This window comes from Nonomuraea sp. NPDC049152, assembly GCF_040648355.1.
Taxonomy (GTDB): Bacteria; Actinomycetota; Actinomycetes; order Streptosporangiales; family Streptosporangiaceae; genus Nonomuraea.
The window spans coordinates 88,854-113,035 of record NZ_JBEZDO010000013.1 but is presented as its reverse complement, the minus strand read 5'-3'; the positions used below and the strand labels follow the sequence as shown (position 1 = coordinate 113,035).

The following is a 24,182-nucleotide window of genomic DNA, read 5'->3' as shown; positions in this document are numbered from 1 at the left end:
CACGCGCGAGCCGGAACCCCTCAGGCGCGCTCTCAGCTCTTCATCGCCGTGACGATCGCGGTGGCAGCACTGGCGAACAGCAGGATCGCCACGAGACCTTCGCCCCAACGAGGGGCCAGCAGTCCGGCTACCCGCTCGCCGATCCGACGGCCGACGAAGGCGAACGGCCAGCCGATGCCGGCACTGATCAGGGACTCCGTGCTCACCGACCCGGCTGCGTTGAGCAGAGCCAGGCTGACGAGCCCGCAGGCGAAGAACACCCACGCGAGAGTCGCTCGCAGTCGAGGCCCGGAGATGCCTTGTATCTGCATCGCGATCACCAGCGGAGGCCCGTTCGTTCCCGTGCTCGTCGACAGGAGTCCCGCACAGGCACCGCCGAGCAGATCGACGAGACCTCCACGACTGCTGACCCTGACGCCCCTGATCAGGGTCACCGTCAGGCAGAGGACCACGACCCCGACCACCCCCTGCAGGACCCGGTCACTCAGCACCGACAGCAACCACACACCGACTGGCGCGACTGCCGCGGCAGCCGCCACCATCCGGACCGCGACACCGCGGCAGGCGACCCGGCGGTGACGTAGCGACGACCAGGCGTTCATCGGCAGGGCGATCAGAGACAGAGCCACCACCGACTCCTTGGGGCCCGCGACCACCGCGAGCAAGGGCGCGGCGACCAGTGCGAACCCGAACCCCGTGATCCCCTGAGCGAAGGCCGCCACCACGACGATCACCGGCATCGCCAGAAGACCCGCGGATATCACCAGATCAGTTCTGTTCACCTATGTTCAGGCTTCAGAAACGGAGACCACACGCGCAGCGAGACGACGTCGACACCCGCCGTGGTGTAGTACGGGTCCTCGGCCATGATCCGGTCCACCCGCGCACGGTCGACGGTGAAGACCAGCAACGCTCCCGAGTCGTCCTCCCAAGGGCCGGCCAGAAGCAGAGCGCCCTGCTCGTGCAGCGCGCGCAACCGTTCCCGGTGAGCGGGTCGCGCCGCCAGACGCGCGTGGTCGTTGGTGAAGGAGAGTTCTACGCAGATCACGGAGGCAACGGTACGGACTCCTCGCCCGCGCCTCTGTATCGCGAGATACTCTCCCAGATGTGGACAAGGGGAATCTGGCGGCGGTGCCTCTGTTCTCCATGCTCGAGGATGCGTGCCTCGGCAGGCTCGCCGAGCAGTGCCCGCCGCGGGAAGTCCCCGCCGGCGCCACTGTCGCGCGTTTCGGTGATCCGGCTCAGCATCTGGTCATTCTTGAGCGGGGGACCCTGTCCGCCACTTACGACACCGGTGACGGCTCGAGGGTTCGGTTCGCGACGGTGACGGGGCCCTGCGTGATCGACAAAGCCGCGGTGCTGGACGGCGGAGCGCACACGGCCACCTGGACCGCCTCGGCCGCCTGCCGGGTTCGCTTCCTGCCGGTAAACGTCCTTCGAGGTCTCATCGACGACGTGCCGACGCTACGCGACCACGTCCTGCGCCACCTGTCAGGGCAGGTGAACCGTGACCGGCGGGCCCAGGTCCGCCGCGCCGCGCCGCGGCCGGTCGTCCAGATCGCAGACTGGGTCGCCGAGTCCATGCGTGAACAAGGGAGCCGGATCACGCTGCCAGGGGCGCAACAAGGACTCGGCGAGGAGATCGGTCTGTCGCGGGTCACGGTCAACCGCGCTCTGCGAGTCCTCGCCGAGGCAGGCGCCATCCGCATCGAGCCCGGCATCATCGTGGTGCTGGATCCCAGGCGACTCACCGCCATGTCCCGTAGAAGCTGAACCTCCCGCTGCGGCTGGTGTCGCACGGCAGCCCAGCGGATGATCGCTTCGGAAACCGCCGACACCGGCCGTCACGCCACCGCGCCGAACGCCAACGATCTTCTCGAACAGGCTCTTCGGCTCAGCCCTTCACCGAGCCGGCGAAGCTGAAGGAGCCGGCCAGGTATTTGTTGACCACCACATAGAGGACCACGGCCGGCGCGGTGTACAGGACCGAGAACGCGGCCAGCTGGCCGTAGGCCACCTGGCCGTACTGGGAGAAGAACGTGTAGACGGTCACCGCCGCCGGTTGCTTTTCCGGGGTGTCCAGGAGGACGAAGGGGGCGAAGAAGTTTCCCCACTGGCCGACGAATACGAAGATGGCCACGACGGCGATTCCGGGGGCCATCAAGGGACCCACCACCGCCGTCAACGACCGGAGCCATCCCGCCCCGTCCACCCAGGCGGCCTCCTCCAGGTTCACCGGCACTCCGTCCATGAAATTCTTCATCATCCAGATCGAGAAGGGCAGCGAGCTCGCCGTCAGGAACAGGACCATCGCCGGTACGGAGCCGTACAGGTTGAAGCGGAAGAACATCGCGTAGACGGGCACGAGGATCGCCGTGACCGGCAGGCCCGTGGTGAACAGGAGGGTCAGCATGAAGTGGTGGCGGTAGCGGAGCTGGTAACGCGACAGCGGGTACGCGGCCAGGCCGGCTACCAGGACGGTCAGGATGGCCGTGGCGCCCGAGACGACGATCGAGTTGATCAAAGGGAGGATGGTCGTTTCCCAGGTCAGGACCGCCTTGAAGTTGTCCAGGGAGAAGGTGGCGGTGGGTTGGGCGGCCAAGGTCGCTTCCGGCTGGAATGAGGCGATCAGGACCCAGAGGAAGGGGCCGAGGAAGGCCAGAGTGATGAGCGCGAGTGACAGCCACGCCGCAGCGCGGGCCGCGAGCCTGGTCATGCGTCCTCCACCTTGATCAGACGCAGGTAGATCAAGGAGAACAGCGCGCCGATCACCAGCATCACCAGGGCGATCGCTGAGCCGTAACCGATCTCGAAATAGCGGAACGCCTGCTCGTACATGTACAGCGGCGTCGTCTGGCTGGCCGTCCCGGGACCGCCGCCCGTCAGGGCGTAGATGAGCCCGAAGCTCGCCAGGGTCTGCAGGGTGATCAGCATGAGGTTGGCCATGATGGAGCGGCGGATCAGCGGGAGCGTGATGTGGAGGAGGCGGCGGCCGGGGCCTGCGCCGTCCACCGCGGCGGACTCCAGCAGGTCGGCGGGGACCTCTGAGAGGGCGGCCGAGTACACGAGCATCGAGAAGGCCGTGCCGCGCCAGATGTTCGCCAGGATGACCGCCGGCATGGGCGCCGTGTAGAGCCATTCCTGGGAAATGCCGAGGACCGTGTTCAGGGTGCCCTCGTCGGCGAGGAAGGAGAACCAGCAGGCCGCGGCCACGACCTCCGGCACCACCCAGGCGGCTATCACCACGCCGTTGACGATGCTGCGCGTCACGCGGCCGCGGCCGCGCTGGAGCAGCGCGATGATCAGGCCAAGGGTGTTCTGGCCGATGACCGCCGAGCCGATGACGAAGACGAACGTGAGCAGGAACGAGTTCAGGAAGTTCGGGTCGCCGAAGAGCTTGACGAAATTGGCCAGGCCGACGAACTGCGAATTCACCGAGGCCGAGCCTGTCAACGTCTCATTGGTGAAGGCTATGTAGACGCTCCAGAGGATCGGCCCCGCCAGGAAGAGAGCGAGCAGCACGAGGGCTGGAGCCAGGGGGAGGAGCCGGCGGAGGCGGCCGCGCCGTGACGAGCCGCGTACCGGATGGCTCGTCACGGGCGGAGACGGGGCGGTGGTGATCGTCATCGAGCCAGGACCTTGTCAGGGCCCCCGACGGCCGCCGGTAGCGCCTTGGCGTAGTTCGCGGAGGCCTCCTCAGGGGTCTGGGAGCCCGTCGTGACCACCTCCATGGCCTCCTGGATCCGGGCGGACACCTTCGGGTACGCCTCGTACGCCGGCCGGTAGTGGGTGAGGGAGGCCAGGTCGGTCCAGAACTTGACGCTCGGGTTGTCGGCGCTGTACTTCGGGTCGGCGGCCACGTCCTTGCGGGGCGCCAGGTCGCCCGTGCCGACCGAGTACGTCATCGAGTTCTCCTTGTTCGTGGCCGTGGTGATGAAGTCGAACGCCTCCTGCTTGTTCTTCGTGTACGCGCTCATCGCCATAACCCAGCCGCCCGACATGCTGACCCCGCCCGGCGCCTCGCCGTTCTGCGTCGGCATGCGCGTCCAGCCGATCTTCTGCGTCCACTCGGGCCACGGCTTCGTACCGGTCGGTTTCCAGGCCGAGCTGGCCCACGCGCCGTCGAGGGAGATGCCGAGTTCGGCGTTGGGGAACCACTCCAAGGTCACCTTGTCACCGAGCATGGCGTTGTGGGCGTCGGCCTGCTTGGGGCCGAGTTCCTCGCGGTAGACGGTGTTGATGAAGGTCAGCGCGTCGGTGAAGTTCTTGCCGCCTGCCACCCACTTCTGCTGCGACTCGTCGTAGAGGGTGCCGCCCGGCGTGCCGTACAGGAGCATCTCGAAGCCCTGCATGGTCGACGCCTCGCCGTGGATCTTCGTGGAATACATGCTGAAGGGGACGACGCCGGGGACCTTCTGCTTGATCGCACGGGCCGCCGTCAGCACGTCGTTCCAGGTCTTCGGCTCCCAGGGGATCGGGAGGCCGGCCTTGGCGAAGACGTCCTTGTGATACCAGAGGCCGCGCGTGTCCGTGCTGATCGGCACGCCGTAGATCTTGCCGTCGCCGCCCTTGGCGGCCTGCTTGACCGAGTCGGGGAACTGGACGCTCCAGTCGGGCCACTTGGCCAGGTAGTCGTCGAGCGGGGCCAGCTTGCCCGCCGCGACGTCCGCGTTGACCTGGAACGTGTCGTGGTAGTAGAGGTCGGGCGCTGAGTCGGGGGAGCGGTTGAGCAGGGCCAGCTTCGTGTAGTACGCCTCGTTGTTGCCCTGGACGGGCGTCAGCTTGATCTTCACGCCGGGGTGGGCGGCTTCGTACTGCTTCTTCGCGTCGCCGAGCATCCGCTCCAGATGCGGCCACGTCGGCTCGACCTTGTAGAGGACCTCGAGTTCCTTGCCGCCGGAGGCGTCCTGCGGGGTGTGGGCGCCGCACCCGGCCACGGCCGGCAGGAGGATCGTCAGGAGAAGGGAACCGGCCAGAGGACGTTTCATCACGGTCTCCCCGTGTTTCCTTGGGTTTTCCGTGAAAGTAAATCTTTTTGATTTACTAAGTCAACACTCTGTGGTGATATGGCTCACATGCGACTGGGCACGAACCTGCCCAAGGTGGGCAGCTACAACCGGGCCGTGGTACTGGAGACCATCCAGGCGTCCGACGGCATCAGCCGGGTCCAGATCGCTGGCCGCACCAGGCTGACCGCGCAGACCGTGTCCGTGATCGTGCGCAGGCTGCTGGAGGAGGGGCTCGTCGTCGAGGACGGGTCCGTGCCGTCGAGCGGGGGCAAGCCGCGCACGATACTGCGCGTGGATCCCGGAGCCGGGTACGCGGTCGGCGTGCATTTCGATCCCAAGGAGATCTCGTGCGTCCTGGCCAACCTGGCCGGGCAGCCGGTCGCGCGGTTGCGCCTGCCCGTGCGGCCCGGGCTCGAGCCGGAGTCGGTGGTCCGGCAGATGGCCAGGGCGGCGCGGCGGATCCTGCGCGAGGCGGAGGTGGCCGACGGCAAGGTGCTCGGCGTGGGGCTGGCCTGCCCGGGGCCGCTGGACGGGGACGGCGTGATGGTGTCCCCGCCCAGGCTGCCCGGGTGGGATCAGGTGCCGGTCAAGGCGCTGCTCCACGAGCACACGCGGTTCCCTGTGACTGTGGACAACGACGCCACCGCCGCGGCCATCGGCGAGAGGTGGGCGGGGATCGCCCGGATCACGCCCAGTTTCGCCTACCTGTACCTGGGGACGGGGATAGGTGGTGGGATCTTTCTGGATAACCAGGTGTATCGGGGGCGGTCGCTGAACGCGGCCGAGTTCGGGCACATCACGGTCGAGCCGGACGGGCCCGAGTGCTACTGCGGCAATCGGGGCTGCGTGGAGGCGGTCTGCTGCCCGAGCGCCATCGAGGCCCTCATGGGCGGGCACATCCCCCATGACGTCATCTGCGCGGCCGCCGCCGCGGGGGAGCCCGAGGCGCGGCGGGTGATCGAGCGGGTGGCGGAACGGCTGGCCGACGCCGCCGTGAGCGTGGTCAACATGCTCGACATCGACCTGCTCGTGCTCGGCGGGCCCGCGCTCAGGGACGTCGGGGAGATCTACCGCGAGGTGATCGCGCGAGCCGTCTCGACCAGGCCGCTGGCCAGGCGGTTGCACGCCGTACGCGTGGATACCTCGCCGATCGCGGACGACGCCGCCGCGATCGGCGCGGCCTCACTCGTCTTCCACGCCACGTACGCGCCCCGCCTGGGCGACTGAAGGGTCCGGAGGCGGCCGGCCATGGCGTCTGTCACCGACCCATCCCTTTCTCGATCCACGGCTGCTGCTCGGCGTGCGGCGGGGTGGAGGGTTCAGCCGTAGACGAGGGACCCTGTGCGTGGCCCCGGTGGTCAGGACGGAGCTCGTCCCCCATCCGAATAAGATTCGACATGACCGAAGCGCCCTTCACCTTCCCCGGCGACCACACGCACACCGTCCCGTCGCTGCACCTGCCGGCCCAGGCGGGCACCCCCGACTCCTCGTACGAGACGATCCGCCCCCAGCTGCGCGACACCGACACGCTGGACTTCTGGCCGATGGCCGTGAACGGTGTCGACGTGGTCGCGGTCGGGATGAACGCGAAGACGTTCCCCCTCGACCGCGAGAACGTCACCCGGCTCGCCTACCTGCTGGGTCTCGCGAACGACCCACCGCACCAGTTCGTGGTGTCGATCGACTCCGACCCCGTCAAGCCGGACTACCTGAGCGTCGAGGTCGGCCTCGGCAGGGTCGAGCTCCGGCTGTACCAGGAGCGCGTGTACACCGGCGTCCGCGTGATCATCCCCGCTGGCCGCTGCGACGCGGTGCGCGAGGCGCTGACCGCGCTGCTCGCGCAGGCCCAGCGCGTCGCCTGACGGAACCGAGCTCGGACGGGGCGGCCGCGACCGAGCTTGAAGGCACGCGCGTCTCCGACGATCCCCTCGCTTCGAGCAGTACCAGGACATGGAGGACGTGCCGGTCCACGTACGCGGCGAGATAGGACACTTCTTCGCGGTTTACAAGGACTGGAGCCAGGGAAGACCGCCGACGCACGCGAGTGGGAGCCTCGTGAGTGCGCCGAGCGCTTGGTCGCGGAGGCTGTCGTTCGTTATCGAACGGCAGACTGACGGCTCCGGCGGCGCCGCGGAGGAACGAAGCCCCGGGAGGTCTCGTGGAACTCGGGCTGAGAAACAAGGTCGCCGTCATCACCGGTGGCAGCGCGGGGATCGGCCTCGCAGTGGCGCACGGCCTCGCCGCCGAGGGCGTGCATCTCGTTCTCGCGGCACGCGCCGCCGACCGCCTCGAAAAGGAGGCTCGCGGCCTCCGCGAAACCCACGGGGTGCGGGTCCTGCCCGTCGTGTGCGACGTGGCGATGCCGGAGGGCACGGCCGCTTTGACCGCGGCGACCGAGGAGGCCTTCGCGGGCGCCGACATCCTCGTGAACAACGCCGGCGCCGGGTCGAACGAGACCATCCTCGAAGCCCCCGACGAGAAATGGCAGGCCTACTGGGACCTGCACGTCATGGCGGCCGTACGGCTGGCCCGCGGCCTCGTCCCCGGCATGCGGCGGCGCGGCGGCGGAGTCATCCTGCACAACGCTTCGATCTGCGCGGTGCAGCCGCTGTGGTACGAGCCGATCTACAACGTGACCAAGGCCGCGCTCATGATGTTCTCCAAGACGCTGTCCACCGAGGTGGTCGGTGACAACATCCGCGTCAACTGCGTCAACCCCGGGCTGGTCCTCACCCCGGACTGGGTGAAGACGGCGAAGGAGCTGACCGCGGGCAGCGGCGGAGACTGGCAGGGCCACCTCGACGAGGTCGCCAGGGAGCACGCGCCCATCAAACGCTTCGCCACACCTGAGGAAGTCGCCGGCTTCATCGTCTTCCTGTGCTCGGACAGGGCCGGCTACTGCGTGGGCTCCACCTATTTCGTCGACGGCGGGATGCTCAAGACGGTGTGACGCGCGTGGGGAGCATGTTGACGCGGAGGCGCGCCCATTAGGGTCATGGCTTTTGTCCATGTCCAGCGGGTAAGGATTCGCCGGCACTGAGGCCGGCGACGAGTGTGTCGACGACCTCGCCCACGCAGCGTTCGTTGAGGGACGCGTGGCCGTGGAGAACCGGTGATAGAGCGGGCCGCAGCGGAGGTCGACCGCGATCTCGATCTTCGTGTCGGCCGCTCTGCGACCGCGCCCGATCGACCGCTTGAACATGGCGCGCGCCTGCTCGCGGCGGGGTTCGACCAGCCGCGGGACACCCGGCCTATCGGTGCGGCGACGGCGCCCGGCGGGGGTTCCGTCGTGCGTAGAGATCGACGTTCACTGACGGGAGGTCGCATCCGCCATTTCAGCGATGCGGCGCAGCTCGGCGAGGTGCCCGTTGAGCGCTCGCCGACCTCGGTCCGTGAGGGCGAGCCAGGTGCTCCTGTGCGGCTGTGGACTCCTCGAACGGCGCCTCGGCACTCGGCAGTGGATCCTTCGCCTTGATCGCCTTCACCCACACCCAGAAGGCGTCCAGATGCACCATGATGATCAGGATGGCGAACAGCGCGGCGAGGATCCCGTCGATGGAGTTGACCACGATCTGCCGCATCGCGCCCATGGTCTCAACCCGTACAGGGCGGAGTGGAACTGGCCGCTCCCGGACCTGGCGGGTGAGCCTTCGCTACTGCGCCGGGTCGTGGAGCACGAGCACGATGTGCTCGTCTTCGCCGTGTTGGACCATCCCACTCCGCTGGAACCCGTGCTTCTCCAACAGCCGCACCGAGGCGGTGTTGGCGTGGAAGGGGTCGGCGTAGAGCGGGCGTGCCTCTTCCTGTTGCAGGAACAGCGCCAGTGCCCGCGTGCCGACGCCCCGGCCCCAGAACTCGCGGCCGAGCCAGTAGCCGATGAAGCGTTTGTCCCCCTCCCACCAAGCCACGAGATTCCCGGCCAGGACGCCGTCCACCGTGACCGCCTGCACGAAGACGGTGGGGTCACCGAGGATGCGCGTGGTCCAGTGACGGAGGAACGCCTCCCGCTCCCGGGGTGGGAACTTCGACCGCCGGACGGCCTCGGGATCGTGCTCCTGCGCCAGGAACACCTCAAGATCGGCCACCACGACATCCCTCAACCGCACGCCATCGCTCATGCCGAGCGATCCTGGCATGTGGCACCGACAATTCAGCGGGCGCGGCGCAGGCGGAGGAAATCGCCGACAACCTATTGGCCCAGCCGTTCGGCGCTGAGGATCAGTCGAGGAGGTGTGATGCGCCGGACCGAGCGCATGCCGCTCGCCGACGTCCCGCGCGCGGCCCGAGACCACGACCTGCCCGGTATCCGCCGCTCGTGGCCTTCGATAGGCGCGCTGTTCCAGCGGAGCGAGGTCCGTGATGATGGCGGCGAGGTCGTGGCGGGGGCGTTGTTGTGGCGTACGCGGACTATCTCGGCTGGTCGGGGTGTTGCACGGATCGTGAAGATCGGTGTCCTGTACAACACTGCCAGCTACGGTCTCGATCCCGAGAAGATCGTCGCACTGGCGCAACACGCGGAGGCGTGTGGTTTCGAGTCGTTCTACATGCCGGAGCGCATCGCCCTGTACCGGGGTGCAGCGATGGGGGCCTCCGAGCTCGACCCAACGATTCCGATCGCGGATCCGCTGGATTGTCTGAGCTTCGTGGCGGCCGCGACGGATCGGATCTTGCTGGGTACCGGGGTGCTGCTCGTCCCGTATCATCACCCGGTCGTGCTGGCCAAACGGCTGGCGACGATCGATGTGCTGTCGAAGGGGCGGATGCGGTTGTTCACCGTCGGCCTTGGCTCGTTGCCGGGTGAGGCGGCCGCGGTTGGGGTGGACTTTGCCTCCAGGGGGCGCCGCGCCGACGAGGCGATCGACGTGTTGCGCTTGTTGTGGGCCGGAGATGAGACCGGCGTGAGTTACACCGGCGAGTTCTTCTCCTTCACCGATCTGTGCAGCTACCCGAAGCCGTTTCAGGCGTCGATGTTGCCGATCCACGTCGGCGGAGCCAGCCGGGCGGCCGCCCGGCGAGCCGGCCTGCGGGGGGAGGGATACTTCGCGGGCGGGATGGTCGCACCCGACGAGCGTGCCGCGCAGGTGGAGGTGATGCGTTCGGCGGCGCTGGAGGCCGGTCGTGACCCCGACGCGTTGGACTACACCCGGTGGGGTTCGCTGGACCTGACCGCGGAGGACATCGCGGCACACGCCAGGCAGGGCATCACGCGGCTCATCGTCGCGCCGGCCGCCACCGAACTCGACGAGCTGCGGGATGAGCTGTCCCGGTTCGCCAACCGGATCGGGCTGCCGAGGTGAGTCCACAAACCGCCGACCGAGTCATGCGGTCGCAGTAGTCACTCGTGAGGCGGGCGGTGGGCCAAGAGGCGACGGCGAAGCAGCCGCAGACCAGCACGCCCGTAGCCCTGGCGCTTGTGGTACGTGGCCTTCGACGGGTCCGCTGTTCCAGCGGAGAGCGAGGCCGGCGGTGATGGCCCCGACGAGTTCGGCGACCTTGCGGTAGCTGCCGGTCAGATCGTAGGCGGCCGGAATCTCATGATGTCCATGTCGGTCTTCATCGAACCCGTCCGGCGGCCCGGGGTGCTTGCGGTAGCCGACAGCGCCCCGGACCGGCGTCATCCGATCCGGACGATGCTCCTGCCACGGGTCGCTCCGCCGGCGAGATCGGCGATGGCGGTCTCGACGTCGGCCAGCTCGTATTCGGCGGTGATATCGATGCCGACCTTGCCGTCCGCCGTCCGGACCAGGTCGATCCGATCGCGGACGCGGCCGGCCTGGAGCTCAGCGATGAGGACGTCCGCGAGATCGAGGGCACGCGATGAACGAGTCCACGATGACCATGATCGGTTTCGTCGGTGCCATGGGCGGGCGGAGGTGATCTTCGGCATGGTCGACGACGACGCCGCACCATCGCCACAACGGCCGAACATGCCGCGCTGACCGGCGACTGCCTGGATCGTTCTGGACGGCCGGCCGGTGCTTCACCGGCTGAACCCGGGCAAGTACCGCCCCAACCCCCGCTCGCCGGTCGACGTGGGACGGCCCGGCCTGGACGCGGGCCGCCGGCGGCGCCTCGCCTTCTTCGCCGTCAGCTGGCGGCGGGGACAGGGCGTTCGGCCCTGCCGGTCCTCCTCGTCCGCCAGAAGGCCGGAATGAGCACCGCGCCGACGGCCACGTGCAAGAGGGCGAGGATGGCCTTCGACCCGCCGGAGGACTCCACTCCGAAGAGCGGCAGGAACGACAGCGCCAGGACCAGCAGGGCGAGTGCCGTCCAGATCGCGGCGGCGCGGTCCGTCAACCGCTCCAGGCCCGCGAGCAGGGCCCATCCGAGGAGTGAGGCGACCAGGGTGACGACCGCGATCGCGTCCAGTCCGAGATCCATCGGCGCCTGGCCGGGTTGCTTGACGACGAGGTCGTAGCCGAGCAGTGGTTCTCCCACCACCCAGACCGCGGCGGCCGCCGCGACTGTGGCGGCCACCCCGATGGCTCGGTGGCGCCTGCGAGTCCCGGTGGGCAGGGCGTTCTCGGTCTGGCTCGCCATGGCCTTCTCCTTCAGAAGCTTTATTGTTAAGAACCTGAATTACTTGATTCGGGAGCATAGACCGAGAAACTTCAGGAGGTCAATAATCAAGCTGGTGAAGTGAGCGCGTATGATCGGGGCATGAGTGCTGAAGCCGAGCCGGTCGTCGCCGAGCTGGCCGACCTGGTCTCACAGCTCGCGGGACGGCTGCGCACCCAGTTCAACGCGACGGCGGCGGAGCTGGACCTGCCTCCCGCACAGGCGCTCGCCCTGGCCAACCTGCGCTCGCCCGCGCCGATGCGCGAGCTTGCCGACTGGATGGCCTGCGAGGCCTCGAACGTCACCGGCATCGTCGACGGCCTGGAGCGCCGTGGCCTGGTCGTCCGCCAGCCCGATCCCGCCGATCGGCGGGTCAAGCACCTGGTGCTCACCGAGGAGGGCGAGCGCAGGCGAGAGGTGCTGTGCTCACGCAGTCACACGCAGGCGATGTCCCTGTTCGAGCTCCCGGACGAGGACCGGCTGCTCCTGCGCGACCTGCTCGTACGGCTCCTCGCCGACCCCGCGGGCTGACCTGGGCCGGCGCCGTCAGAACGATCTTCACCTGGTTGAACGTCAGGGGCGTTCGCCGCCAGGACGGGGCCCCATGATCCAATTGCCCACGCTGTCCGCGACGGAACTCACCTCGGATCGCCGTCCAAGCCCGGGAGTTTCGTCATCGCAGACACCACGACCAACCGGCTCGTCGGAACACTGGTCCTCGATCGGCGGTCCGCCGACCGGCCTGCACACGTCACCGAGGCGGGTGAAGAGCTGGAATTGTTTTGTACTGCAGCGCAGTGCGTGGGGCGCGGGGCTCGCGTTCGAGGCCGCGTGTTGCGCGCTGCCGCCGACGAACTCCCCGGCCAGCCGGTCGTCGTCGTGCCGCAGACGGCTAACCAGCGTTCGCTGAAGCTCGCCGCCCGCCTCGGCTTCCACCATGTCAGCACCTTTGAGGAGTTCGGCGCGGAGCAGGCTCTCAGCACCGTCGGCCTGCAGGCATTCACGACCTGACAGCGACCTACAGCATCAGCGTCACGAGGGCGAGCCAGCTGCTCGCGTTCAGCTACGGGTGTCGATGTGGTGCTAGCCCTGGCGAGCCACGTGCAACGTGAAGCCGTATATCCCGGCTTGCCCTGTTACGTAGAGACGGGTGCCGCCGGGCGTCCATGCGCACTCTCTCAGCTCGGTGTCCAGGTGGATCGCCGTGATGCACTCGCCTGAATGTACGTCCCAGATCCGCACCGCGTTGTCGAGACACACGGTGGCCAGCCATGATCCGAAGAGGCCCACCGCTAGATGGGTGGCCGTCGCGTGCGACTCGAGCTCGGCCAGGAGTTGGCCGTCGCGGTCCCACCGCAGGATGGTGCCGCGCCCGGTGGCAGCAGCCACCCAGTCGCTGTGCGGTGCGATGGCCAGCCCGGTGATCTCCGCCCCCGCGCGTATCGCTGGGCCCAGCCGCCGTCGGCCGCCATGGAGAGGTATTCCACTCCGGCGATGGGCACGTCGGCCCTCAGCTCCCCGTCGGCGTTCCGGAACTCGAGCTTCTCGTCGGTCGCCACGGCGGCCCAGGAGCCGTCGGGCGCGATGGCCAACGCCGTGCCCGGCCGGCTGAGCCGTACCTGACGGCGGATCCTGCCGTCGCGCTCCAGCAACCACAGCAGGCCATCGCCGTCGGCGGCGGCCAGCGCGGAGCCGTCGGCGCTCATGGCCACCGCGTCGAACTGTTCATCGTCGTGGACGGTCCGCAGCGCGCTGCCCTCCGCGTCGCGGAATGTCAGTCCGCCGTCCGGGCCCGCGGTCACCAGCACTCCGCCATCGCCCGTGATGGTGAGCGAGGTGATAGACCCGCGGCGCAGGTGCTCGTCGGGCAAGGCCAGGCCGCCATCGGCGTCCCAGAGGCGTACCGTGCCGTCGCCGCTGACGCTGGCCAGCCAGCTGCCGTCCGGGCTGAAGGCGAGATCGGTCGGCAGCATGCCGTGCCCGCTCAGCCGCGATTCGGTGACTGGTTCGTGGGTCCGCAAGAGGACATCGGCGCCAATTCCCTCTCCCGCGACCATGCTTCCATTGGGAGCCGCGGTGAGGACGCCGAAGATGAGTTCGTTCGTCTCGATCGCGCCCAGCGGTACGCCGTCCGGACTCCACAACCGCATCCAGTGGTTCCAGTGCTCGGTCATCAGCAGGTCACGGGCCGGATGGGCGGCGACGTCGCTGGCACCGTCCTGGCCACCGGCCAGCTCGGCGCGCAGTCTGCCCTCGCGAGTCCACACCAGCACGCTCTCGCGTTCGTCGTCCAGATACGCCATCCAGGAGCTGTCCGCCCCGATGATTGGCTTGTGGTCCTGCATGACCGTGACGTCCAGCTGCCAGAGCGGGGTCCCGTCCGCCGACCAGGTCCGCAGGTCGTCGGCGCACGAGACGAGCCAGCGCCGTCGGGCGCGATCACCACACGCCGCACGGCATCCTCATGCCCTTCCAGGATGGCCCGTTCCGTCCCGTCGGCATCCCAGAGCCGCACCGTTCCGTCATCGCCGGCGGTGGCCAGCCACGTGCCGTCCGGCGCGATCGCCACGCCGTTGACGGTGCCGTCGTGGCCGGAGAGCGTGGTGCGGATGCTGCCGTCGAGGTTCCAGATCCTGACCCGGCCGTTGCCGCCCGCCGTGGCCAGCCAAGAGCCGTCGGGACTGATCGCGACGCCGCACAGCGGCTCGGTGCCGCCCATGGCGCGGCGCAGCGCCGGATGGGGCAGGTCGGGTGGCGACCACACACACTCCAGCCAGGCGGCGCCCTTTCCGTTGAGCAGCGCCCTCAGCTCATCGGCCTTCTCGGGAATCCCATGCAGACGGCAGGCGAGTGTTGGCCGCCACCGTCGCCGCCGCGGGGGCCGTCAGCTCAGGCCGCTCAAGCACGGTCATGCTCTGCGCGAGAGTACGGCGCAGCCGCTCGGCCATGGGTGTCCCGGCCATCATCAGGTCCTGCTCCACGGCCGTGACGCCGAAGTGGTGCACCTTGCCTGCGATCCACGTGCCGTCGCAGACCACCTCGGCCACCTCCCTCCCGGCCTGTTCCGCATGGCCGGGCAGGTGGGAGAAGACATAGGTGACGTCCTCTGGCGAGAACGCCGTATGGGTGGCTTCGTCGATGGCCTCGACGAGGGCGCGGTGGAGTCCGCCCAGCTCGCCTGCCGCCGGTACGGCTCGCAGGTAGCCGCGGATCACCTCGGGCATCATCACCACCTCACGGTCGGGCGCCCGAGAGAGCAACCCGAGCGCGCTCAGCCCGGCCAGCGTCAGCTCGCAGTCGAGCGGCTCCAGTTCGGCGGTGCGCTTCCACAGCAGCCGAACCAGCCCGGCCGGGATGTTGCTGTCATCGGCGAAGACACCGAGCTCCATGAGGCGGGCCACGCTACCGGGCAGCTTCAACCCCGCCAGCCCGGCACTCAGCACCTCGTGCACGGCCAACTCCCGCGAGCGCGGATCACGCAGGTCGGGCTCATGGCCGGGACGGACGCCGAGCTCGCTCGACAATCTCTCCAGCAGTGCCCACCGCGGCGCGGGCAGTCTGATGACCAGCGTGCCTTCGGGCAGCCCGCGGGACGATCTGGCGGTGACCAGCACGCTGACACGGTTGGCGATGACCGCTACCAGGAGGGGCAGGTAGGGATGACGCAGCCCGTCCAGCACCACCAGTCCGTCTCCTGGGGTGAAGGCCAGCTCACTGCCGTCCACGAGCCCGCCGGCGGCGGGAAGATCCTCCAGCCAGTCCGTGTCGGAGTCAGGGTCGCCATTCACCTCGAAAGCGCGATCGACCAACTGGTCTCTGACTGCCTCCGGCGAGTCCGCGCCCATGCTCAGCCAGGAGATGCCGTTGGGGAAGCGTTCCAGGACCCGGTGATCGGCGCAAGCCAGCGCCGCGGCCGTGGTGACGCCCGCGCCCTCGAGCCCGTCGATCTCCGGCACGAGCGCGATGACCCGGCTCCTGCTCTCGACCAACGCCTTGATCAGTTCTTCCATACATGGAGGGTCGCAGCTGGACGTCGCGAGTGTCACGGGCGAACGGAGATCACGCATAGAGTCGGCGCACATGGGAGTGGACATCCACGGGGTCATCGAGTGTCGGCTGTGGGGCAGGGAATCGTGGGCGCGGAATCCGCCGTGGTACGTGATCCTGGAGTTGCATGAGCTCCGCTACGGGCGAGGTGACCAGCTCTCCTGGGAGTGCCTCTTCGGGTACCCCAGCGCAGAGGACATCGTGCCGCTGTTCGGACAGCGGGGCCTGCCCCCCGATGCCACCTCGCGACTCCGGTCGGACGCCGAGGATCCCACCATCGGGCACAGCCACTCGTATGCCACGTGGGCCGAGCTCGCCGCGGTCGACTGGGACGAGCCGTGCATGGAGGACGGCCGGCCCGCCCGCCTTCACCTGGAGCGGTTGCGCAGGCGGCCTGACGGCACGCTCGAGCACGACGGGTTCGTGTGGCGGCCGGAAGGCATCGAGGACGCCGCGGCGGACCTCTTCGGCGTGGACGGAGAAGATCTTCGGACCTGGCCGGAGGGTGCCGAGGTCGAGCTGGACGGGTACGTCTACCGGCGCGTCATCTTCACCCGGCGCCAACTCGTCTTCGAGGACTCGGGGAAATGGGAGCCGGTCTTCTCGGTGATGCGCATCTTGGCCGGGTTGCACGGCGAGGACAACGTCCGCCTGGTCGTCTACTTCTGTTCGGGCCTGGCCTCGTCGCCCACCTCCTGTCGCAGGTCGCAGAGGGCGGCCGAGTTCTTGGCACCCCCAAGGCATCGTCTTTCCTGTGGTTCACGGTGAATCCTGTGGGGATGTCCGCGTTGATCGTGATCCGGGTTCGCGGTCGGCGGGTGCTGCCGGCGCGTAGCCAGGCCTCCAAGGACGCTCACGGTGCTTCGCCATGTGGTGCTGCTGTAGATGGCCCGCCCGAGGCTGGACCGAGCGGTCAGGACGGTCCTGTCCGCTCGGTCCTGATGCCATGGGTTATGACCGACCCACCTGTGGAGCCAGGTCCTGGCCTCTGACCTGGATCTCGGCCAGAGACAGAGGGTTGGACGGAGAGGCGAGCTGGATCCTGACATGTCTGCCCCTGGTGCCATCGGGCAGCTTGATCTTGCTTGGCGAGCCGGCCTGCGCGCTGACGTGCACGGCGGTCACGCCGGGCGCGGTGCGGGCCTGGTCCAGGTCGTCGCTGGTGAACGGCTGGTCGGAGGCCATCACCCAGAAGTCCTTCAGCCGGTCGGCGCAGCAGTCGAGCCGGTTCCAGACGTCCACGCTGTCCAGCGCGGCCGAGGCGCCGAGATCGACCTGCCACCAGGCCTGGGTTTCCGGCTCGGCGGTGTGCGTCGTCGTTCCGGCGCCCCAGTTGCCGTCGGTGTTGCCGTCGACGGCCCGGGAGGCCGGCGCGTCGTAGCCGGTGCTCTTCTGTACGGCGGGCTTGCCGAGCGAGAGGTTGGGCCGGTTGACCGTCAGGTGCAGGGCGGTGGTCGTCTCCATGCGCCCGGTGCGCTGGCGCAGGTCAACCGTGTACTCGCCCGGGACGGCTCCCACGGGGGCGCTCACGCTGATCGGTACCTTCACGCTTTCGCCGGGGCCGAGCGGGCGCATGCGGGGCGCCCCGAGCGTGGCCGACCAGCCCTGCGGTGCGGTGAGGGAGAGCGTGGTGGCCGGGGTGTGCCGCTTGCCGGGGTTGGCGACCGTGAGCTCGCCGCTGATCGTTTGAGCGGGGGCGATCTCTTTGGCCAGGCTGGAGGAGGTACGCAGCAGGCTGTGCACGCCCGGCGTCTCGATCTTGAAGACGTAGGCGTGCTTCCCTGTCTGCTGCGGGGTGTTCACCACGACGCGGCCCTGCTCGTCACGGCTCCACGACAGGCGTGCGGCGGATCCGAGCATGGTGATGCGGGTGCTGTGGTCGACTGGCAGGTCGGCGCCGAGGGTGAGTTGCTCGCCCGGCCAGTTCAGCGCCGTGGCGTACAGGGTGCCGTCCTTCACCGTGTAGCGGACGTCGTCAGGGCCGCCCTTCTCCTCGGCGCGGTTCCAGTAGGTGGTGCCGTAGATCGCCTCGCCGTTGTCCCTGAGCCAGGCTCCGATGTCCAGCAGCCGCTGCCGCTGGATCTCGGGGATCGTGCCGTCGGCCTTCGGACCGATGTCGAGCAGCAGGTTGCCGTTCTTGCTGACGATGTCCACGAGAGAGTCCACGAGCTGGTCGGAGGTCAGGTGGTCCTCCTCCGGCTCGTTCTGGTTGTAGCCGTAGGAGTGCGCGATGCCGCGGCTGGACTCCCACTTGACCGGGTCGATGTCCGGCTTGACGGTGTACTCAGGGGTCTGGAAGTCCAGTTCGGGACTGTCGAGGTTGCCGCTCTGGATCTTGCACCGGTTGGCGACCGCGACCTCCTTGCCGCTCTTGAGCGCCTTGTTGTAGTAGTCGGCGAGGACCCCGGCGGTGTTCCAGTAGGAGGCCGGCTTCTCCCACTGGCCGTCGCACCAGATGATGTCGGGGTCGTAGCCGTCGATGAGCTCGCGCATCTGCGGGAGCATGTAGTCCTTGACGTAGTCACCCCCGCTTGGTGCTCCCGTGTACGGAACCTCCGCTCCCGTGTAGGGATTGGTCGCCGGTCGTCCGGTGTAGGCGGGGTTGTACCACTCATAGAGCGAGTAGTAGAACCCGGCCTTCAGCTTGGCGTCGTCCTTGCGCGCCGCGTCGAACAGCTCCTTGGCAAGATCGCGGCCAGGACCGAGGTCGACGCTGTCACGCCCGCTGACCTTGCTGTCCCACAGGGCCATGCCCTCGTGGTGCTTGGAGGTCAGCACGAAGTACTTGGCGCCGGCGTCCTTGAACAGCTTGACCCAGTCGGCGGCGTCGAACTTCTCCGCCTTCCACTGCCGCAGGAAGGCGTCGTAGTTGACGTCCTGGCCGTATGTGGCCTTGTGGTAGGCGTTCGTCGCACTCCCGCGCGAGTTCATGTAGTTCCAGTACCACTCGGCGTAGCTGCCGCGCGGTCCCCACGCGGGCACCGAGTAGGCGCCCCAGTGGATGAAGATGCCGAACTTGTCGTCATTGAACCATTGAGGCACCGGATGGCTGTTCAGCGACTCCACCGTGGGCTCGTACGCAGGCGGTGTGTCGGCACTCGCGACAGGCTGTGTGACGCAGACAGATCCGATGATAGTGAGGCCAATAGCCGGAGCTAAGAGCAGTTTTCGCCTCATGTTGTGGCCTCCAGACGTTGATTGATCGGATGAAAAGTAACCCTCGCGTTATCGTCTTCACAAGGGGGCTGTGTCGAAAATGAGGGTGATCCACGACTGCAGGGGGTGGGCAACCAACCCACCCCGCAGCAGAAACTCGTTCGAGGTGGATCGGCGAGGGTGCGTCGAACTCAGCGTCTATCTCCAGGCCCAAGCGCCGCACGGCGGCCACGACCCGACATCGGGATAGCAGATTCTTGTCGGATCATTCGGCAGGGCAGGTGGTGCCCGGCTTGGGCAGTCTCAGGTCGGTCAGGTACGTCGCCGCCCGGATCGTCGAGATCGTCCTCCTGCTTCCCGCCGCCATCGCTCCTCTGATTCTGGTGGCGATGGGCACCACTCAATCGCAGGCAGGCGCACCCGATATCGCGGCGCAACTGGATACCGTCCGGGTGTTGTCACAGACGTACGAGGTGTGGGGGCAGGCGAGTAGCTCGTTCTTCTTCTGCCTCGGCGCCCTGCTTCTCAATTACCTGCTGTACCGGTCAAGACTCGTTCCCCGGTGGATCGCCGGCTGGGCGCTCATCGCGGTGGTGCCGTACCTGGCCGGCGCTTGCCTCGTGATGTTCGGCGTGCTCAACCCGTCCTCGGCGGTCCACACCATTCTTTTCTCCCCACTGGCGCTGAACGAAATGGTGTTGGCGGGTTGGCTGCTGACCAAAGGATTCAGGGCACCGTCGTCGACGCTCACCACCCAGGTCGCCGCCACCGACACCAGCAGCCGGGCAGGTGGCGGGTTCGCGTGATGCGTTTCGGCGCGGTAACGAACGTACTCACATCGGCATGAGTGGAACTCCGGGTGAGCAAGTCGCGCGCATGCCGGATCTGCTAGGGGTCTCGCGGCGTACACCCAGCTCCGCCTCGCCCGCGATCTGGCCGACGACCTGCGCCGTCCGTGGGAAAGGGCCGCCGCTCCGGGCAGGCTCACCCCGGCCCGGCTTCGCCGGGGGTTTCGGAACGTCCATACGGTGACCACCTGCCCGACCAGTGCGCCGAAACCGGCAAGCCCGGCCCCGACGGTCATCATTCGCCCGTCGAGCCTGTCGATGGCCATTCGTCCGGGCGTGAAGTCGGTCTTCTGGTCAGGGGCACCGAAGGGCTTGACCGAGGCGTACTCCTCGTGGAGTCGGACGGTCATCTCGCGCGGCGCGGGATCCTGCGGCAGGCCCTTGATCGCGAACAGGTGGCCACCGCTGACGACGGTGGCGTGGAGCTGCGCACCGCGCTGGTTCGAGCATCGCCTGGGCGCGGCGATCGCCTACCGCCAAGACCGCATTGGCCGTTCCGAATGTCGGTATTCAGCGTCAGCGCAGGTCCGGTGGCGGAGCCAGGGCGAGTAGCGCGGTGACGAGCCCTGCATGGTCGGGAGCGGCGGCGAAGTAGGCGTCGTCGACGGCTTCGATGAGCTCGATGGCCTGCCGGGCGAGAGCGAGGCCATCGGGGGTGACGTGAAGGCGCTTGACGCGCGTGTCGTGCGGGTCGCCTGCGCGGGTGATCAGCTTCTTGGTTTCCAGCGTGCGGGCGACCTGGGAGGCGGTCATGGCATCCATACCAGTGTGGTCGGCCAGCTCACGCTGGCTCGGAGGGCTGCCGTGGCGGCCGAGCCATGAGGTGCTGGCGAGCACCACGAACTGGGGGTGGGTGAGTCCAAGCGGCCGCAGCACGGCGGCGACCTCTCGCTGCCACTTCAGGGTGACACGCCACAGCAGGAATCCCGGGTTGCCCCAGGGCCCCTGCGCTCGGCCGGTCACACGGGCCGCCCGGCCGCTTCGGCCAGGGCCTGCATGGCCTCAGGGAAGTCCGCGGTGATCTGCGGGCCCAGCTCAGGCCCCATCTGCTCGGAGGCCGGTCCGTCGATCTCCAGGCGGTGAGTGATCCGGGTACCGCCGCCGGGCAGGGCGGCCAGACGGTGGACGAACCGCAGCGTGACCGCACCCGGGATCACGGTCTCGTCGGTGAAGCTCTCGCCGGGGACGGCCTCCGTGATGGTGAACGGCAATGGGTCCTGCCCGGCCGGGGTCATCGTGCCGGTAGTGCCGACGGTGAACGGACCGTCCAGAGTCACCTTCTCGATGCCCTCGTCCCACTCTGTCCAGGACGCGACGTCCGCATAGCGGGCGTAGACCTGCGCCGGGGTGACTTCAGCAGCGTCGACGCTGTGCTCGAACTCCCACATGTGAACAACCTCCATAAAGTATGGGTGCTGATAATAAGTACCCATAGTATATACGGTCGCGCGGACGGAGTGTCCGGGGTGAGGCCCGACGAGGGACGACCGTCCGCCCCCGGCGAAGGTGGGGGCGGGCTGGCTTCTGCTCAGCGCAGGCTAGGACTGACCTTCCTGCCCGCGCTCGCGTCCGGCTGGTGGTACGAGCCCACCGCGTCCGGGACCGGCCCGGCCGACCGCATCACCTGACAACCGGCGCCGCTCATTTCGCGCTGGTGAGGGTGACCGCGGAATCGGCGACGTGGGCGATGCCGAAGTCGACGACGCGCGGCCCGTCTCGTCCGAGCAGCACGTTGGCGGGCTTGAAGTCGCGGTGCACGATGCCCGCCTCATGGATGGCGGTCATGGTCGCCGCCGACGGACTGCCGCAGCACCTTGACGGCCACCAGCCAGCCGATGCCAGCGCCTGTGCCGTGATCGCATGTGGGTAGCAGCCGCGGGAACGAGAAGGTATGCGACCTCACGTACTCGACAATCGACGCAACGTGGCCTCGATCCAGCCATACGCGATCGTGGGCTCCGACGGCCAGGGCGTGTCCTGGATGATCGACACCAGCTCCCACACCCTGGCGGCCCGCGGGTCGTGCTCGTCGAACCCGCGCAGCAGCTCCTCGCGGCTCTGCCCCATGACCGCCAGGATCCGTTCGAGAATCGGCTCGGACTCGGGTGAGCCCGGCTCGATGCCCGCCTGCGAAGCGCTCAGCGCCTCCCGCATGACCTGGACGTTGATCTCGTGCCAGGCGTTGTAATCCCTTTCCTCCTGCCAGAAATCCCTGCTCTGCCTGCGCAGGCTGTCACGGTAGTCCTCGTCGGCGAGCAGTTCGGCCAGCTCCAGCCAGGCGTCGAGCTGCGCGGCGGTCGGCTCCTCGGGCAGATCGGGGACCATGCAGTCGCGCATCCGGGTAAGCCACTCGTGCCGAGCCTCGATGTCGCCGCCCACCTCGGCGACGAACTCGTCGAGCAGTATCTCCATCTCGGCCGCGCCGAGCCGGCCGAGCGCGTGGAGCCTGCGCAGATCCTCCTCGGCGGGATCGCCACCGCGGGCGAGCGTGGCCCTGAGCACCGCCCTGGTCCGCTGGAGCGACTTGAGCTGCGTCTCGACCGCCTTGAGGTGAAGATCGAGTACGTCCCTCAGTCGGCGGTCGCCGAGCGAGCGGATCGTGGCCAGGTCGACCCCGATCTCCCTGAGCGTGCGGATCAGCTCCAGCCGCGCCCGATCCTCATCGCCGTAGATCCGGTAACCGGAGGGAGTGCGTTCGGGCTCGGGCAGCACCCCCGCGTCTGAGTAGAAACGGATCGTCTTCACCGGCAGGCCGGTCAGCTTCGCCAGGCGGCCGATCGTGTAGCTCATAATTCCCTTGAGTCTCCAGTAACGGGAGGCTTTACCTTAGCCGCCATGGCGAAGAACAAGGTAGCCAGGGTCGTCACCCTGCACATTCAGGCCGGTGAGGCGGGCCCGGCGAACGTCGGCAAGGACCTCGGCCCACTGGGCATCAACCTCATGGAGTTCTGCCGGCAGTACAACGCGCAGACTCAGGACCGGCGCGGGTTCGTGATCCCCGCGGTCATCACCGTGTACGAGGACCGGTCGTTCGAGGTCGCCACCAAGCAGCCGACTACCGCCTCGCTGATCCGGCGCATCGCCGGGCTCGACGGCGGCAGCCCGCGCCCGGGCCACCAGAACGGCGGCTGGATCACCCGCGCCCAGCTCCGCGAGGTCGCCCAAGCCAAGCTGCCCGACCTCAACACCGCCGACCTGGACCAGGCCGAGAAGATCATCGCGGGCACGGCCCGCTCCATGGGCCTCACCGTTCGCGACTAGCGAGGGTCGCTCCAATGGTTCGGACTCGGACGTGATCGTGAACAGCGGGCTCGACGGATGGTCGGCGGCGGATCAGCGACTCCGCCGCCTCTGCTCCTACTGGCGGTCAACTGGAGCGTCTTCGTCGACAGGAACGGGCTGCCGCTGAGCGCCTCGACGTTCTGGCGGATCGATCCGACCGAGCGCTTCTTCGACACCTCGACCACGACGGACTACCTCACCTGGAGCTCCCAGCCACGCGTCACCGCGCCGCCCTCGGGCAAGGTCGCGGTGACCTCCGGCCCGCCAGTCCTGCCCGAGACCGACGACGACATCGACGTCCTGGCCGCCCGCCCGGCCACCGGCTCGCCAGGGTCTGCCCTGTGAATCATTGATCGGGGTCGTCGTGCTCGGCGACGCTTCCGCACGGCGCGTCCGGCTATTGGCTCACGGGGTCAGGCCCGCCAGCCGCAGGCGCAGGAGCGCCGTGACGGCCGGTGAGGCCTCCCAGCTGCCGTCGAGGGGCGTGATGGTGACGTGCCCGGCGTCGAGCAGCGTGCGGTCGGCGTCGCGGACCGGGTCCGGTTCGGTGGCCACCACCGGCAGGATGCGATAGCAGGCCGCGCAGACCTCGGGCGCGGGAGCGTACCCGGTGGAGATGAACGACGAGGTGCCCAGCCGGGCGAAGCTCACCGTGCCGTTGGGTTTGACCGGGTAGTTGACGTTGAGCGACGTCCGCGGCGGCAGGACGTGGCGCGAGCTCGCCAGCCGGTCGACGACCTTGACGGCGAAGGCGATGGACTGCTGGGCGCTGGGGAAGGACGGCGGGTTGGTGGTGAGGTCCAGGGCCGTGCTGAAGGCGACCGCGGGCACGCCGTTGTCCAGCGCCGCGATGGTGGCGCCGACGGTGCCGGAATGGTTGACGATGGCCGCGACGTTCTGCCCCGCGTTGGGCCCGGAGACCACGAGGTCCGGCGGGTCACCGGCGAAGACGACTCGCAGGCCGAACGCCACCGCGTCGCCGGGGCTGCCGCTGACCGACCAGACGCCCGGCGACTTCTCCGCCGCTTCGAGGGTGGTGCCGAACTTGGCGTTGAACGCGGTGCCGCTCCCGCTGGAGTCGGCTGCCGGGGCGACGATGGTCACCTCGTGCCCGGCCGCGGTGAGGGCCCGCCGTAGCCCCTGGATGAACGGGAAGCCGTAGCCGTCGTCGTTGGTGAGGAGGATCCTGAGCCCTTGCCGCGCGTGGGCCTGCGCGGGGGACGATCCGGGGAGGAAGGCTGTCAGGAGTAACAGCAGGGCGATGAGGGCGCGTTGGACCATG

General features: G+C 68.4%; 28 protein-coding genes and 3 pseudogenes. 11 read left to right on the top strand and 20 right to left on the bottom strand.

Annotated elements, in window-relative coordinates; all coding sequences use genetic code 11:
- Positions 1-32: 32 nt before the first annotated feature.
- Together AB0B45_RS24160 and AB0B45_RS24155 are read right to left on the bottom strand one after the other, a co-directional pair.
- Positions 33-782 carry a sulfite exporter TauE/SafE family protein gene (locus AB0B45_RS24160; RefSeq protein WP_358134237.1) on the bottom strand — a complete coding sequence of 250 codons (750 nt, stop codon included), beginning with the start codon at positions 780-782 and terminating at the stop codon, positions 33-35.
- On the bottom strand, positions 779-1,048 hold the full coding sequence (locus AB0B45_RS24155; protein ID WP_358134235.1) for a YciI family protein: 270 nt from the start codon (positions 1,046-1,048) through the stop codon (positions 779-781). Before AB0B45_RS24155 ends, AB0B45_RS24160 begins: the two co-directional genes overlap by 4 nt.
- A 59-nt stretch (positions 1,049-1,107) precedes the next feature.
- On the opposite strand from AB0B45_RS24155, the gene AB0B45_RS24150 reads away from it, so the two are divergent.
- Positions 1,108-1,773, top strand: a complete 666-nt coding sequence (locus tag AB0B45_RS24150) for a Crp/Fnr family transcriptional regulator (RefSeq protein WP_358134232.1) — start codon at positions 1,108-1,110, stop codon at positions 1,771-1,773.
- 121 nt (positions 1,774-1,894) lie between these two features.
- Here AB0B45_RS24150 and AB0B45_RS24145 read toward each other — a convergent pair whose 3' ends face one another.
- The 3 genes from AB0B45_RS24145 to AB0B45_RS24135 are packed head-to-tail and all read right to left on the bottom strand — an operon-like array spanning position 1,895 to position 4,988.
- Positions 1,895-2,716, bottom strand: coding sequence for a carbohydrate ABC transporter permease (locus tag AB0B45_RS24145; RefSeq protein ID WP_358134230.1), 822 nt, complete (start codon positions 2,714-2,716; stop codon positions 1,895-1,897).
- Complete coding sequence (locus AB0B45_RS24140; protein WP_358134228.1) at positions 2,713-3,627, bottom strand: sugar ABC transporter permease; 915 nt, start codon at positions 3,625-3,627, stop codon at positions 2,713-2,715. The genes AB0B45_RS24145 and AB0B45_RS24140 overlap by 4 nt, the downstream gene beginning before the upstream one ends.
- Positions 3,624-4,988 (bottom strand): extracellular solute-binding protein, encoded by a 1,365-nt coding sequence (locus AB0B45_RS24135; protein WP_358134226.1) that lies wholly within the window; start codon positions 4,986-4,988, stop codon positions 3,624-3,626. Before AB0B45_RS24135 ends, AB0B45_RS24140 begins: the two co-directional genes overlap by 4 nt.
- 87 nt (positions 4,989-5,075) lie before the next feature.
- Here AB0B45_RS24135 and AB0B45_RS24130 point away from each other — a divergent pair, with 87 nt between their 5' ends.
- The 3 genes from AB0B45_RS24130 (at position 5,076) to AB0B45_RS24120 (ending at position 7,959) form a co-directional block, all read left to right on the top strand.
- Complete coding sequence (locus tag AB0B45_RS24130; protein ID WP_358134224.1) at positions 5,076-6,236, top strand: ROK family transcriptional regulator; 1,161 nt, start codon at positions 5,076-5,078, stop codon at positions 6,234-6,236.
- A gap of 170 nt (positions 6,237-6,406) precedes the next feature.
- On the top strand, positions 6,407-6,871 hold the full coding sequence (locus AB0B45_RS24125) for a hypothetical protein (RefSeq protein ID WP_358134221.1): 465 nt from the start codon (positions 6,407-6,409) through the stop codon (positions 6,869-6,871).
- Positions 6,872-7,167: 296 nt separating this feature from the next.
- Positions 7,168-7,959, top strand: coding sequence for an SDR family oxidoreductase (locus AB0B45_RS24120; protein WP_358134218.1), 792 nt, complete (start codon positions 7,168-7,170; stop codon positions 7,957-7,959).
- A gap of 138 nt (positions 7,960-8,097) precedes the next feature.
- Here the strand turns inward: AB0B45_RS24120 and AB0B45_RS24115 are convergent.
- From AB0B45_RS24115 to AB0B45_RS24105, 3 genes and pseudogenes are all read right to left on the bottom strand, one after another.
- A pseudogene (locus AB0B45_RS24115) lies at positions 8,098-8,244 on the bottom strand (TetR/AcrR family transcriptional regulator C-terminal ligand-binding domain-containing protein); the annotation flags it as partial.
- A gap of 100 nt (positions 8,245-8,344) precedes the next feature.
- On the bottom strand, positions 8,345-8,590 hold the full coding sequence (locus AB0B45_RS24110) for a hypothetical protein (RefSeq protein ID WP_358134216.1): 246 nt from the start codon (positions 8,588-8,590) through the stop codon (positions 8,345-8,347).
- A 72-nt stretch (positions 8,591-8,662) separates the two neighbouring features.
- Complete coding sequence (locus AB0B45_RS24105; protein WP_358134214.1) at positions 8,663-9,127, bottom strand: GNAT family N-acetyltransferase; 465 nt, start codon at positions 9,125-9,127, stop codon at positions 8,663-8,665.
- 117 nt (positions 9,128-9,244) lie between these two features.
- On the opposite strand from AB0B45_RS24105, the gene AB0B45_RS24100 reads away from it, so the two are divergent.
- The gene (locus AB0B45_RS24100; RefSeq protein WP_358134212.1) at positions 9,245-10,306 is read left to right on the top strand and encodes a TIGR03619 family F420-dependent LLM class oxidoreductase; all 1,062 of its coding nucleotides are present in this window, start codon (positions 9,245-9,247) and stop codon (positions 10,304-10,306) included.
- A gap of 317 nt (positions 10,307-10,623) precedes the next feature.
- Here the strand turns inward: AB0B45_RS24100 and AB0B45_RS24095 are convergent, their stop codons facing one another.
- Together AB0B45_RS24095 and AB0B45_RS24090 are read right to left on the bottom strand one after the other, a co-directional pair.
- Entirely contained in the window at positions 10,624-10,896 is a 273-nt protein-coding gene (locus AB0B45_RS24095) for a hypothetical protein (protein ID WP_358134210.1), read from the bottom strand.
- Positions 10,897-11,096: 200 nt separating this feature from the next.
- Positions 11,097-11,549, bottom strand: a complete 453-nt coding sequence (locus tag AB0B45_RS24090; RefSeq protein WP_358134207.1) for a DUF6069 family protein — start codon at positions 11,547-11,549, stop codon at positions 11,097-11,099.
- A 120-nt stretch (positions 11,550-11,669) separates the two neighbouring features.
- Between AB0B45_RS24090 and AB0B45_RS24085 the strand changes: the two genes are divergently transcribed.
- Together AB0B45_RS24085 and AB0B45_RS24080 are read left to right on the top strand one after the other, a co-directional pair.
- Positions 11,670-12,098, top strand: a complete 429-nt coding sequence (locus tag AB0B45_RS24085; protein ID WP_358134204.1) for a MarR family transcriptional regulator — start codon at positions 11,670-11,672, stop codon at positions 12,096-12,098.
- A gap of 300 nt (positions 12,099-12,398) precedes the next feature.
- Positions 12,399-12,578 (top strand): GNAT family protein, encoded by a 180-nt coding sequence (locus tag AB0B45_RS24080; protein WP_358134201.1) that lies wholly within the window; start codon positions 12,399-12,401, stop codon positions 12,576-12,578.
- 72 nt (positions 12,579-12,650) lie between these two features.
- Here the strand turns inward: AB0B45_RS24080 and AB0B45_RS24075 are convergent, their stop codons facing one another.
- From AB0B45_RS24075 to AB0B45_RS24060, 4 genes and pseudogenes are all read right to left on the bottom strand, one after another.
- On the bottom strand, positions 12,651-12,857 hold the full coding sequence (locus AB0B45_RS24075) for a WD40 repeat domain-containing protein (protein WP_358134200.1): 207 nt from the start codon (positions 12,855-12,857) through the stop codon (positions 12,651-12,653).
- A gap of 2 nt (positions 12,858-12,859) precedes the next feature.
- Positions 12,860-13,870 carry a WD40 repeat domain-containing protein gene (locus tag AB0B45_RS24070; RefSeq protein ID WP_358134197.1) on the bottom strand — a complete coding sequence of 337 codons (1,011 nt, stop codon included), beginning with the start codon at positions 13,868-13,870 and terminating at the stop codon, positions 12,860-12,862.
- A 209-nt stretch (positions 13,871-14,079) separates the two neighbouring features.
- A pseudogene (locus AB0B45_RS24065) lies at positions 14,080-14,286 on the bottom strand (hypothetical protein); the annotation flags it as partial.
- 91 nt (positions 14,287-14,377) lie between these two features.
- Positions 14,378-15,577: a hypothetical protein gene (locus AB0B45_RS24060; protein ID WP_358134195.1), complete on the bottom strand. Its 1,200-nt coding sequence runs from the start codon at positions 15,575-15,577 to the stop codon at positions 14,378-14,380.
- Positions 15,578-15,647: 70 nt separating this feature from the next.
- Here AB0B45_RS24060 and AB0B45_RS24055 point away from each other — a divergent pair, with 70 nt between their 5' ends.
- Entirely contained in the window at positions 15,648-16,382 is a 735-nt protein-coding gene (locus tag AB0B45_RS24055; RefSeq protein WP_358134192.1) for a hypothetical protein, read from the top strand.
- A 183-nt stretch (positions 16,383-16,565) separates the two neighbouring features.
- Here the strand turns inward: AB0B45_RS24055 and AB0B45_RS24050 are convergent, their stop codons facing one another.
- The gene (locus AB0B45_RS24050) at positions 16,566-18,791 is read right to left on the bottom strand and encodes an alpha-L-fucosidase (RefSeq protein ID WP_358134189.1); all 2,226 of its coding nucleotides are present in this window, start codon (positions 18,789-18,791) and stop codon (positions 16,566-16,568) included.
- 272 nt (positions 18,792-19,063) lie between these two features.
- Between AB0B45_RS24050 and AB0B45_RS24045 the strand changes: the two genes are divergently transcribed.
- Positions 19,064-19,576 (top strand): DUF4386 family protein, encoded by a 513-nt coding sequence (locus AB0B45_RS24045; protein WP_358134186.1) that lies wholly within the window; start codon positions 19,064-19,066, stop codon positions 19,574-19,576.
- A gap of 558 nt (positions 19,577-20,134) precedes the next feature.
- Here the strand turns inward: AB0B45_RS24045 and AB0B45_RS24040 are convergent.
- From AB0B45_RS24040 to AB0B45_RS24025, 4 genes and pseudogenes are all read right to left on the bottom strand, one after another.
- A complete protein-coding gene (locus AB0B45_RS24040; protein WP_358134185.1) occupies positions 20,135-20,581 on the bottom strand; it encodes a MarR family transcriptional regulator in 447 nt (148 codons plus the stop codon).
- The gene (locus tag AB0B45_RS24035) at positions 20,578-21,006 is read right to left on the bottom strand and encodes an SRPBCC family protein (protein ID WP_358134184.1); all 429 of its coding nucleotides are present in this window, start codon (positions 21,004-21,006) and stop codon (positions 20,578-20,580) included. The genes AB0B45_RS24040 and AB0B45_RS24035 overlap by 4 nt, the downstream gene beginning before the upstream one ends.
- Before the next feature lie 259 nt (positions 21,007-21,265).
- Positions 21,266-21,415, bottom strand: a pseudogene (locus AB0B45_RS24030) (phosphotransferase); the annotation flags it as partial.
- 102 nt (positions 21,416-21,517) lie between these two features.
- Positions 21,518-22,408, bottom strand: coding sequence for a MerR family transcriptional regulator (locus AB0B45_RS24025; protein WP_358134182.1), 891 nt, complete (start codon positions 22,406-22,408; stop codon positions 21,518-21,520).
- A gap of 45 nt (positions 22,409-22,453) precedes the next feature.
- Between AB0B45_RS24025 and rplK the strand changes: the two genes are divergently transcribed.
- The gene (gene rplK / locus AB0B45_RS24020) at positions 22,454-22,879 is read left to right on the top strand and encodes a 50S ribosomal protein L11 (RefSeq protein WP_358134179.1); all 426 of its coding nucleotides are present in this window, start codon (positions 22,454-22,456) and stop codon (positions 22,877-22,879) included.
- Between the two features lie 57 nt (positions 22,880-22,936).
- Complete coding sequence (locus AB0B45_RS24015) at positions 22,937-23,245, top strand: hypothetical protein (RefSeq protein ID WP_358134177.1); 309 nt, start codon at positions 22,937-22,939, stop codon at positions 23,243-23,245.
- Positions 23,246-23,305: 60 nt separating this feature from the next.
- Here AB0B45_RS24015 and AB0B45_RS24010 read toward each other — a convergent pair whose 3' ends face one another.
- A complete protein-coding gene (locus AB0B45_RS24010) occupies positions 23,306-24,181 on the bottom strand; it encodes a 5'/3'-nucleotidase SurE (protein ID WP_358134175.1) in 876 nt (291 codons plus the stop codon).
- Between the last annotated feature and the right edge of the window lies 1 nt (position 24,182).